At 61.6% G+C, this 10,660-nt stretch carries 12 protein-coding genes and 1 pseudogene; 6 read left to right on the top strand and 7 right to left on the bottom strand.

Annotated features, from left to right (window positions below):
- Positions 1-46 precede the first annotated feature (46 nt).
- Complete coding sequence (locus tag CQ14_RS00380) at positions 47-538, top strand: hypothetical protein (protein ID WP_057855982.1); 492 nt, start codon at positions 47-49, stop codon at positions 536-538.
- A 306-nt stretch (positions 539-844) separates the two neighbouring features.
- Here CQ14_RS00380 and CQ14_RS00385 read toward each other — a convergent pair whose 3' ends face one another.
- Positions 845-2,413 (bottom strand): DUF1254 domain-containing protein, encoded by a 1,569-nt coding sequence (locus CQ14_RS00385; RefSeq protein WP_245320077.1) that lies wholly within the window; start codon positions 2,411-2,413, stop codon positions 845-847.
- A 343-nt stretch (positions 2,414-2,756) separates the two neighbouring features.
- Between CQ14_RS00385 and CQ14_RS00390 the strand changes: the two are divergent.
- Positions 2,757-3,438 (top strand): annotated as a pseudogene (locus CQ14_RS00390) (transposase); the annotation flags it as partial.
- A gap of 298 nt (positions 3,439-3,736) precedes the next feature.
- A complete protein-coding gene (locus CQ14_RS00395; protein WP_082649625.1) occupies positions 3,737-3,910 on the top strand; it encodes a DUF3606 domain-containing protein in 174 nt (57 codons plus the stop codon).
- 20 nt (positions 3,911-3,930) lie between these two features.
- On the opposite strand, the gene CQ14_RS00400 is transcribed toward CQ14_RS00395, so the two are convergent.
- Positions 3,931-5,136, bottom strand: coding sequence for a GAF domain-containing sensor histidine kinase (locus CQ14_RS00400; RefSeq protein WP_082649626.1), 1,206 nt, complete (start codon positions 5,134-5,136; stop codon positions 3,931-3,933).
- A 118-nt stretch (positions 5,137-5,254) separates the two neighbouring features.
- Between CQ14_RS00400 and CQ14_RS00405 the strand changes: the two genes are divergently transcribed.
- Positions 5,255-5,635, top strand: coding sequence for a response regulator (locus CQ14_RS00405; RefSeq protein WP_245320075.1), 381 nt, complete (start codon positions 5,255-5,257; stop codon positions 5,633-5,635).
- A 185-nt stretch (positions 5,636-5,820) separates the two neighbouring features.
- On the opposite strand, the gene CQ14_RS00410 is transcribed toward CQ14_RS00405, so the two are convergent.
- Genes CQ14_RS00410 through pxpB form a run of 3 tightly spaced genes read right to left on the bottom strand, consistent with a single transcriptional unit; the run spans position 5,821 to position 8,409 of the window.
- The gene (locus tag CQ14_RS00410; protein ID WP_057855985.1) at positions 5,821-6,591 is read right to left on the bottom strand and encodes a LamB/YcsF family protein; all 771 of its coding nucleotides are present in this window, start codon (positions 6,589-6,591) and stop codon (positions 5,821-5,823) included.
- 34 nt (positions 6,592-6,625) lie between these two features.
- A complete protein-coding gene (locus CQ14_RS00415) occupies positions 6,626-7,681 on the bottom strand; it encodes a 5-oxoprolinase subunit C family protein (RefSeq protein WP_057855986.1) in 1,056 nt (351 codons plus the stop codon).
- Complete coding sequence (pxpB, locus tag CQ14_RS00420; RefSeq protein WP_057855987.1) at positions 7,678-8,409, bottom strand: 5-oxoprolinase subunit PxpB; 732 nt, start codon at positions 8,407-8,409, stop codon at positions 7,678-7,680. The genes CQ14_RS00415 and pxpB overlap by 4 nt, the downstream gene beginning before the upstream one ends.
- Before the next feature lie 228 nt (positions 8,410-8,637).
- Between pxpB and CQ14_RS00425 the strand changes: the two genes are divergently transcribed.
- Positions 8,638-9,336 (top strand): ribonuclease activity regulator RraA, encoded by a 699-nt coding sequence (locus CQ14_RS00425; RefSeq protein WP_057855988.1) that lies wholly within the window; start codon positions 8,638-8,640, stop codon positions 9,334-9,336.
- A gap of 23 nt (positions 9,337-9,359) precedes the next feature.
- Positions 9,360-9,764, top strand: a complete 405-nt coding sequence (locus tag CQ14_RS00430; protein WP_057855989.1) for a (R)-mandelonitrile lyase — start codon at positions 9,360-9,362, stop codon at positions 9,762-9,764.
- A 14-nt stretch (positions 9,765-9,778) separates the two neighbouring features.
- On the opposite strand, the gene CQ14_RS41700 is transcribed toward CQ14_RS00430, so the two are convergent.
- Complete coding sequence (locus tag CQ14_RS41700) at positions 9,779-10,132, bottom strand: hypothetical protein (protein ID WP_082649628.1); 354 nt, start codon at positions 10,130-10,132, stop codon at positions 9,779-9,781.
- Positions 10,133-10,274: 142 nt separating this feature from the next.
- Positions 10,275-10,660, bottom strand: a 386-nt coding sequence (locus tag CQ14_RS00440) for a DUF2147 domain-containing protein (RefSeq protein ID WP_156434585.1), incomplete at its 5' end; no start/stop codon positions are given.

Below are 10,660 nucleotides of genomic sequence, written 5' to 3' on the forward strand. Positions count from 1 at the left end.
CCCCTCCAGTCGGGTGTAGGGTGCACATCCAGCAGGGAAGGAGGGCATGATGAAAACCGTCTTTCTTTCAACGCTGATCGTTGCACTTTCGACGAGCGCCGGCTTCGCCCAACAGCCCGCGCAGTGCCGAAACTTTGAGGCGACAATTGCGCTTCAGATGACCAAAGACGGTTGCTTAAGCCAGATCGACCTTTGCACTGTCGGAACAGTCATGAGCAATGAGCCCGCTTTAAGCGGCGCAACGTGGCTTTTCACGGCGCACGGAATGGCCGAAACGGCAGGACTGCCTTCGTTGCCCAAAAAACTGCAATCTTACGCGGGAACGGTGCTAGTCACGGCAAAAGGGGGAACATTCACGACCACCACTGCTGGCATGTACGACGCCGAGTCGCCGGCCTTCAGCCAACTGGATAGGATCGTCAAGGGAACCGATCGATTCAGCAACTCTACCGGCCGCCTCATTTTTCTCACCGGCGTCGGTCGGCAAGGTGGAGGATTTGATTCGCACGCTCGCGGTGAGTTGTGCGTGAACGAGTAATGAGTCGGGTCCGGTAAACAGAGGTGGAGCTGGACCACGCGAGGATCACGACCGCGCGACGTTAACGTGGAAGCCCCTCTGTTGGCGGTCTCTTTCATTTCAAGCCAAGCCTGCAATGTCGCCTGTTGGCACCTTTGAGACATGCCGGCGGACTCTGAGAAATTCCGTTCATCGGTTTAGACCGGTAGTCATCGGCGCGCAGCCAGAACGACGCGATTGACCCTGAACGGACAGACTGACACAGAGAGCAAAAGAACCGGCCGAAGGGCGGCCGGTTCTTGGCATGGGCAGTCGCTCGTCGACCGACTAAGTCACGGGCTCGACCTCGCTCGGCCGCCACGTCTTAGCGAAGAACGGTTCAAGCGGGCTGTAGAGCCGTAGACACGGGATAAAGCCTTTACCGGGCATGGTCTGAATCCAGTTGCCCCGTTTGACGTTCGCTGGCTGCGTCGGGCCGAAGTAGACCGTCGTCGCGCCATCGGCGTTCGCTTCAGCGGCGGGCGATGGGAAGCTCTGGCTGCCCGCGCGCGGGTAGCGCTGCGGTGTGTCGAGCATCGAGCGCGTCATATTGTCGTAAAGCGTGAACGACCAGAAGTTCGCCTGGGGGATGTCCTTCGGCAAAGTCACCTTGTAGGTCTTGGCTCCATCGAAGGGTTCCTTCTTTGCATCGACCATCGTCCAAAGGTAGGTCGAGCCGATGCCGGGCAGACGCATGGCCATCGCCGGCGTGATGCCGGTGACGCCGTAGAAGAAGTCCGTCCGCGCGTCGAGCGTGCGATAGCCGGTGGGCGGGAAGGGTTTGACGCCTTCGGGGGTAACCAGCGGAATCGGCGTCTCGAACTCATAGCCGACTTCGAACAGCATATTCTGCCAACCCGAGCCGGGGTAGTAGTACAAAGTCGGATCGCGAGGAGCCATAAACAGGGTGCGCGAGGTGGCATTGGCGAGCGTGAGCGCTTCGGTGAGTATCTTCTTCATCCTCGCATCTGGCGCGAACGGTTTGCCCTTGATGATGCCGATGGCGGCGATCGGGCCCATCAACTCGGGGTCGAGCGCCCCTGCAGGCTCCTGCTGCACGACCTCGTTGAGCATTTCGTAGAAGCTGAAGTCGTTGGGCGGGATCGTGCTGAACGCCTTGCCTGTACCCTCGTGGAACACGGTCGGCGGCGGTGGCATGACTTTCCCAAGCTTAGCGTTGCCGCTCAGGAACTCGGCGATGGGGGTGCCGACGCCACCGGCTTCATAGGGATAAACCTTGGTGAACTTCTTGATCGACTCGGCCACGGGCTTCGGATCGTTGTTCTCCAGGAACGAGCGAGCGAACCATATGACGAAGTTGGTCCGGGCGCGGGCGATATTGAATCCACTAGGCACCGGACCATCGTAGCCGGGCGGCAGGACGAGATACTTCCCGCCCTCGCCGCGATCGGGTCCCGGCAGCCCGATGTCGATGACCCAGCGGAACCAGTAGTCATCGATGGCGCCAAGCGCCTTGGGTGGCACCTCGAGCACCATGGGACCCTTGGTCAGGTCGAGCATGCCCATGTAATAAACGGTGTCCGCATTGGCCGTCAGGTATAGCGACTTGGCATCCATCAACTCAGAGAAGATCAGGACTTCGTTATCCTTGACCCCGATGCTCAGAAAGCCCTTGTGGAGGGCGCGTATGCTGACCCCTTGCAGAGTGTTCACGAACGCCTCAAAGGCGTGCGTGAAGTCCAGGTTGTCATAGATCTTCGCGACGGTGTCCTTGCTCGGCATGCCATCCTTGAAGTCGAGCGTGCCAATGCGAGTCTCGACTTTGTCGGGCGTGCTGATCGCCGGAGAAATTGCGGGGGCGGTCTGGGCGGTTGCCAAGCAAGGCAGTGCCAACATAGAGCAGGCCACGATGACTGCGAGGGGACTGCGGAATAGCTTCATGGTTTCATCTCCAATGCTTGTTCGCGTTTCGAGATGGAAGGTCGCGGTAATGTAAACGGCGACCACGTAGGTAAACTCTCCTCGTCCAGACGACTATGCAAATTCAGACAGCGCATAGCTACCTTACGCTGCAATCTCCAGTTTCTCAACGATGGACGCTGTACGGCGATCCACGACAATGTCGCGCCCTTCCATCCCACGCGTGTCTGCTTCTGGCCGATTGTGTTGAAAAACTCGACGGTTGAAGCCGAAGGAGATCACTGATTCATTCTGTCGTGTGGGCGGGAGGCTTGAATCGATGATGGGTCCGCGGCAAGTCGATCAGGCGGCGCTGTTCTACGAATTCTCACTTGAACGACATGTTCCGGCCGCTCACTTGCTGAGGGCGATCGACCGGTTTGTCGATTTGTCAGACGTTCGGGGCCACTTGGCTCCATTTTACGGCTCAACTGGCCGGCCTTCGATTGATCCCGAACTGCTCGTGCGGATGCTGCTGGTTGGCTACTGCCACGGCATTCGTTCCGAACGGCGGTTGTGCGAGGAGGTGCACCTGAACCTTGCCTACCGCTGGTTCTGTCGGCTTGGGCTTGGCGGCGAGGTGCCAGACCACTCGACATTCTCCAAAAACAGACATGGCCGCTCCCCGTGATTGCGATCTGCTTCGCGAGCTGTTCGAGACCGTGGTTCGGCGCTGCATGGCAGAAGGGTTGATAGAGGGGACCGCTTTTGCGGTCGATGCCAGCCTGATTGCCGCCGACGCCAACAAGCAGCGTTCTGCTGCTGGGTCTGACGAGGTTGAGTGGCAAGCCATTGCCAGGACGCGACGATCCGTCCGGGAGTATCTCGACACCCTGGATGAGGCAGCATGGGGCGCGGCGAGCGAAACCGTGCCGAAGTTCATCTCGAAGTCGGATCCGGCCGCGCAATGGACTGGCGCTCACAAGGGACATGCCTTCTTTGCCTACGCCAACAACTACCTCGGCCCAAAGCCGAACAACTGTTAAGCCGTAGTCACGTCGGCTGTTAGGGATGGACCGGACGCAGGTAGTTCTCGGGCTCGACCGCCGCTTGTGACCCCTAAGCGGACCTGGAGCCGACCCACCTTTGCCACTGGCGCCGAGATATTTTTAAAAAACGGCGGAACGCCGATCCCTTCGGAATGTTGGCTTCACGGCGACAGAATCTTCGCGAGGAGCGGGACAGTCACCACCGCGGCCGGAGCGGCGTAACGCCCGGCTGGTCGCGATCTAGTCCATCCCTTCATCGCGAGAGAATCACATGAACAGGCCCAAGCCGACCTATTTCCGAAATTCGTTGGATTTGAGAGACAAAGTGCAGGTCAAAGTCCTGCGCAAGCGGCTCAAGCTATCGGACGAGCAGTTTACCAGCGTCGTTCGTAAGTCTGGCAGTTCGATCTCGGCCATCACCAAGGAAGCCTCTGCTTTGAAGTAACGAACAGCCTGCCGCCGTTGTTATTTCCCCTCAGCTCGCTGCGGCATCTCGAAAACGAACCGGGTCTCTTCCGGACCCGAAGAGACCTTCAGCACGCCACCATGCGCTTTTGCAATCTGCGATGCGATGTAAAGGCCAAGCCCCAGACCTTGCTGGCTGGGGCGATCGCCGCGCGTGTATGGCTTGAATAGATTCTCCATTGCCTTGTCGGATATCGGCGCGCCATAATTCGCAACTGCCAATTCGAACGCTCCATCAATTGTTCTCGCCGAGACGCGAACGGGCCTTCCATGATCACCATAGGTAATGGCATTGCCCAGGAGGTTGGAAAAGAGCTGCCCCATCTTGCTTCGATCACAGTTGACGGGTTCTTCGACGTCGATCGCAGCTTCGATTTCGACATCGGGCCATGCCGATTTGAGTTCGGCGATCACGTGCTCGAGAACTGGTGTCAGGGGCTGCGTTGCGTCCCGCTTGATGGTCAAGGCGCCACCGAGACGTCCCCTGGCGAAATCCATGATGTTATCGACAAGCCCTGCCATGCGGAGCACGGACTTCTGAATCGACAAAATAATCTCCGCTGCTTTTTTATTGCCGGGATTCCTGAGCAGGACACGCATGCCGGCGTCGACGGACGCAAGCGGGTTGCGAAGATCGTGTCCAAGAACGCCAATGAACTGTTCGCGAAGCTCGGATGTCCTTCTTTCGTCCAGGAGATCAGCCTGACTGATCCGTAGGTCTGTTTGACTTTGCTCAAGGCGCTGGTTGAGTTCCAACTGCGCCGCAATAAGCTCGCTCAGTAACTGAAACGAACCGAGGATCTCGGGCTTACCCAGATCGCGCGGCTTCGGGTCGATGGCGCAAAGAGTGCCCCAGATCGTTCCGTCGCTAAGGACGATCGGAGCGGAAATGTAGCTTCTGAAGCCATACATGACCGGAGTCGGGTGATTGCAAAAGGCGCCGTCCGTCTCGACGTCGTTTATAACGACGGTCTTTCCGTGCTGCCGTATCTCGTTGCAGATGGTGGTTTCGACCTGCAACTCGCCGCCTTCTGCCAAACCGAAGTCTATGTTGTCGCGAACCGCACAGCACACCCAATGCTTGGACGTCACGCGGGCGATAGCGACAAAGCCCATGCCGGTCATCCGGCTGACCACATCCAAGATTTTCGGGACCGCCCCAATCTGCTGGACGGCGCTTACTTCAGCTTTAATGTCGATTGTCACAGCAACTCGTCCTAACAAATCCGACTCCTCGGCCTTTGAATAAACGCGCGATGGCAATGAGTGTTCAGGGGAACGAATGAGCTGCTGTCAGGTTACCCATGGTTATGCCGGAGGAAAAGTGGCGGCACCCGTCAAAGCCAAAGATCTGGTCCTAGTGGTCGAGGATGAAGCCCTGGTCCGCATGAGTTCGGCCGACGTAATTCGCGATTTGGGCTTTGAGGTTATAGAGGCGGTAGACGCCGATCACGCGATCTCTCTTCTGGAATCTGTTCCGGGTGTAACGGTCGTGTTCACGGACATTCAGATGCCCGGATCAATGGATGGCCTGTTGCTTGCCGCCGTCATAAGGGACCGCTGGCCGCCGATTGCCCTCCTGGTCACTTCCGGGAAAATGCGTCCTGCGTCAACCGATATGCCGACAGGAGCCCGGTTCATTTCCAAACCGTATTCACCATTCGAACTCAAAGGGCAGCTTCAATCGCTGACGGGACGATACTGACCTCGGGCGAACGACGCTGGAAGGTGGCGCTCCAGGCGATGGCCTAACGCACGTGCTGGTCTAATGTGATGTCTGCACGTGGCCCATCGCGACATATTGCGCTGCCCCACGAACTTGGTCGCTATAGGAGCAAAGCGGACGTAGTCACCAGTCACATGACGCCGCCGGGTTTATAGATACACGGCCTAACCTGCCGTCTTGAACGGCGCGACCGTGATCCCCGCATCCTTCAATGCCTGCCGCACGCCGCGCGCGATATCGACCGCGCCGGGCGTGTCGCCGTGAATGCACACGGTATCGGTGCGCATCTTGATCACCTTGCCGGTGACCGACACCACCGCGCCGTCCTGCACCATCCGCACCACGCGGTCGGCGATCGCCTTGGCGTCATGCAGCACCGCGCCCGGCTTCTTGCGTGACACCAGCGAGCCATTGTCCTCATAGGCGCGATCGGCGAACACCTCGTGCACCATCGGCAGGTTGGCGGCTTCGCCGGCCTGCACCAGCTTGGAATTGGCGAGCACGACAAAGATCAAATTCGGATCGACGGCCTTGATGCCGTTGGCGATGGCTTTTGCGGTCATGTCGTCCTCGCAGGCGACGTTGGAGAGCGCGCCATGCGCCTTGACGTGCGTGACCTTGTAACCGGCCGCGGTCGCAATCGCCTGCAACGCGCCGATCTGGTAGGCGATCAGGTTCTCGATCTCCGACGACTTCAAGCCGGGGATCGGCCGCCGGCCAAAACCGTGCAGGTCACGATAGCCAGGATGCGCACCGACGCTGACGCCGCGCACTTTCGCCAGCTCGACCGTGTGCCGCATGATGTCGGCATCGCCGGCATGAAAGCCGCAGGCGACATTCACCGACGTCGCCAGTTCGATCATCGCGGCGTCATTGCCCATTTCCCACGCGCCAAAACCTTCGCCGAGATCGCAATTGAGGTCGATGGTTGTCATGGTGTCCGTCCGCTTCTCATGAATGGATTGGTGGTCAGTCCGGTCCCGTTATTTCGGCCATCGATACCGCGTGCCAGGTTCCGGCATCGACCGCGTTGACGGCGTGGCCCGCGACATTGGCATCGTGCAGCGCGTCGATGTTGAGATCAACGCTTTCGACTGCCCGCAGCCGCTCGGGCAGGGTGCGTAACAGCTCCGCAAATTTGCGCGCCTCGGTCTGCGCCTCCGCCATGGTGACGGCGCGAAAGCGAAAGGCGCGCCCGGCGGGGATCTGCGCCAGCCGTCCGAAGTCGGCCGAAATCACGGTTGCGATCTTCGGATAGCCGCCGCTGGTGCCGCGGTCGCGCATCAGCACGATCGGCTGGCCGTTACCAGGCACCTGCAGGCTGCCGTTGACGGTGCCGTCGGAGACGATGTTGTGGCCGTGCAGGTGCTTGAGGACAGGACCTTCGAGGCGGTAGCCCATGCGGTCGCTGGTTGCCGATATCTTCCATTCGCTATCGAGGAACAGCTTTTTGGTCTCGTCGGCGAATTCGTCGTCCTGCGGTCCAAAGACGACGCGGATCGGCGCGTCGGTTGCCGCCGGTAGTTCGATCCGCCGTTCCGGCGCGCCGCTTGCGGCCTTTGTCTGCAGTTCGTCGCCGGCCTGCAGCGGGCGCGGATAGGGGCTGCCGAGACCTGCGCGCGCGTTGACGGCGAGGCTGCCGAACATCGGCTCGCCGGCAATGCCGCCTTCGATCGCGAGATAGCTGAACGAGCCGCCGCGGGCAAAGCCGAGGGTCAGTGTCTCGCCGTCGGCAAGCGTTGCGGAACTATCCGGCGCCACGGCGCGGCCAGCGATGTCGGCATTGCGCGGGGCTCCCGCCAAGGCGATGCGCACGGCGCCGCTGCGCGCAGTAAATTTGGCGCCGAACGGACCGACTTCGACCACCGCCGTGAACGGCTCGTTGCCGACCAGGGTATTCGCGGCCGCCAGCGAGAGCCGATCCATCGCACCGCTCGGCACCAGGCCATAGCGCTGGGCGCCGGGGCGTCCGCCGTCCTGTACCGAACTTGCCGGGCCGATCGAGGCAATGACGAGCTTGCTCATGAGGCGATCTGCTCGGCAATGAATTCGCCGGCCTCGGCGGCGCGGTCCTGTTCCGCGAACGTCTTGGCATCGACCGGAGCAAAGGTGACGTTGTCGCCCGGCTCAAGCAGGAAGGTTGGATCGCGGTGAAGCTGATAGGTGCGCACAGCCGTCTGCCCCAGCAGGTGCCAGCCGCTCGGGCCGGCGAGGCACTGCACGCCGGTCTGCACCCCGCCGATCGAGATGGTGCCGGCCGGCGTCAGCAGACGCGGGTTCTGCCGCCGCGGCATGTGCAGGCTATCGGCGAGCCCGCTGAGATAGGACCAGCCGGGCGTAAAGCCGATCATGGCGACCCGGTAGTCGCCGGCGACATGCCGCGCCACGATCTCGTCCGGCGTGGTGTTGAGGGTTTTGGCGACGTCCTCGAGGTCGATGCCGTGCTCGCCGCCATAGACGACCGGAATGCGCCAGCGCCGGGTCTTTGTCGACGCCGGCACCGGCCGCTGCGCGAGCGTGAGAAGCCTTTCGCCAAGCTTGTCGAAATCGATTTGCACGGGATCGTAATGGACCAGCAGCGAGCGATAGGTCGGCACCGTCTCGGTGATGCCCGCGATCGGTTCCGCGGCGAGCTCGCGGTCGAGCGCCAGCACCCGCCGGTTGGCGGCATCGTCGATGTTGCGGCTGAATTCCACCGTGATGGCGCTGTCGCCACTCGGCAAAAGACGGGGCGGGGGGAGCGTCGCGGCCATGGCCTCTAAACTGTTTCGCAGCTCTGGTGCTGACCTCAACCTGTAGCGTGTTTTGGGCGCGAGTGGAATTCGCTTCGCGCGAAATCCGCCAGTAAGTTCAATAAATTAATCTGCACCCCGACGATAAGATGTTGTGATCGCGCGGACTTACGACAGCCCTTGACGCGATGTCCGCGCTTCGCAAGATGCGCTGGTTTTCACCCACCACTTGCGGAGCCCGCTTTCCAGATGTCCCTGTCCCCCGAAGCCATCGCAACCCTGTCCGGCGTATCCACCGCCACCATCACCACCGTGCTGCTCAAGAAGGGCCTGCGAAACGTCTGGATGCGCGGCACCAAGCCGCTGCGGCCGGGACAGCCGCGGCTGGTCGGGCCGGCCTTTACGCTGCGCTTCGTGCCCGCACGCGAGGATCTCGCCACGCCGGAATCCTGGTCGTCGCCGATTTCGACCCGCACCGCGATCGAAGCCATGCCGAAGGGTTGCATCGCCGTGGTCGACGCCATGGGCGTCTCCGATGCCGGCATCTTCGGCGACATTCTCTGCGCGCGCATGGTCAAGCGCGGCGTTGCGGCACTGATCACCGACGGCGTGGTCCGTGACGTCGAAGGCGTGCTCGGGACCGACCTTCCGGTCTGGTGCGACGGTTTTGCGGCGCCGCCTTCCGTCGCCGGACTGACCTTCGTCGGCTGGGGCGAGCCGATTGGCTGCGGCGGAGTTGCGGTATTTCCGAACGACATCGTCGTTGCCGACCAGGACGGCGCGGTGCTGATCCCGCAGGCGCTGCTCGACCATGTGCTGGCCGAAGGGCCGGAGCAGGAGCGGATGGAAGCCTGGATCGTCAACGAAGTGAACAACGGCGCAGCTTTGCCCGGCCTCTATCCGATGAACGCCGAGACCAAGGCGCGTTACGCGGCTACCAAGAAATAACATCAAAGAGCAGAGGTAACGTCATGGACATCCATCTCGCTGGCTCCCGGCCGACGCGCCGGGCGCCGTCTGACTATTTCACCGGCACGGTGCTGCAGGACCCGATCATCCAGACCGAGGCGCCGGCACGGCTGGCGTCGACACGCGTTTCATTCGAGCCGGGCGCGCGCACGGCCTGGCACACGCATCCGCTGGGGCAAACGCTGTATGTGATCTCAGGTGTCGGCCGGGTGCAGGCCAAGGGCGGGCCCGTCAGGGAAATCCGGCCCGGCGATGTCGTCTGGATTCCGCCGGGCGAGAAGCACTGGCACGGCGCTTCGCCGACCAATGCCATGACTCACATCGCCATGCAGGAAGCGCTCGACGGCAGCTACGTCAACTGGATGGAGCACGTCACCGACGCGGAGTATGCCGAGAAGGTCGGCTGAGCGCCCCTGTCGCCTCACATCCGCTGCGCGGTCCAGGTGCCGGAGCACAAGGCTGCGCGCCACGTGCCCGATCCCGACGTGCCCGTGAGCACGCCGGAGCCGACCGCGCGCTTCATGCCGCTCGCGAGCGTCACGCGAATGGCGCCGGCTTCCGCCACGCGGCCGGACGCCGTTACAGCCGTGCTGTTCGATGCGACCTGGCCGTTGCTGATTCCGATCGAGACCGAGGCGCCGCTGCTGCAGGCGGCGTTCGACGAGGTGATCTGCACATTCCAGTCGCCGTCGAATGTTGCGGCAATGGATGGCGTCACAAAGCCCAATGCAGCAAGCAGCGAAACGGCGACGAGGGATTTCCGGGATCTGACCATGACGTGCCCCTTTGGTTTGGAAGCGGTCACGGTCTCATAACGGTTCCATCGCGACTGTGATTGCCATCACGCGCTGTGCCGAAATGGAAAAGCCCCGCGCTGCGGCGGGGCTTTTGGTCGTATGGGAGGCTGCAGCTTGCGATCAGTTGACGCGAGTCCAGGTCTGTCCGCCGCAGAACATGCCGCCGAAGGCGCAGCCCTGGACGCGCAGGCTGTCGGTGCCTCTCAGCGCGATCGTAGAGTCATACGTGCTGCCGGTGTTCGGATCGAAGATCCTGCCGCTCCACTTGTCCTTGCCCGGCTTCATGTTGATCAGGACCTGCTCGCCGTTCTGGTTCGACTTCTTGTCGACGGAATAGCCGCAGAGATTCTGGCCGCATTGTTCGATTCTGACCTTGCCTTCCTTCTCCTCCGTCAGCCACACGCCCAGCGGTGAGTCTGCAGCCGGCGCCGCCGAAGCTGCGGGGGCCGCGGCCTGCTTCTGTTGCGGCGGCGGTGGCGCCGGCGCGGCAACGGGAGCGGGCGGGG

The sequence above is a fragment of the Bradyrhizobium lablabi genome, from assembly GCF_001440475.1.
GTDB lineage: Bacteria > Pseudomonadota > Alphaproteobacteria > Rhizobiales > Xanthobacteraceae > Bradyrhizobium > Bradyrhizobium lablabi.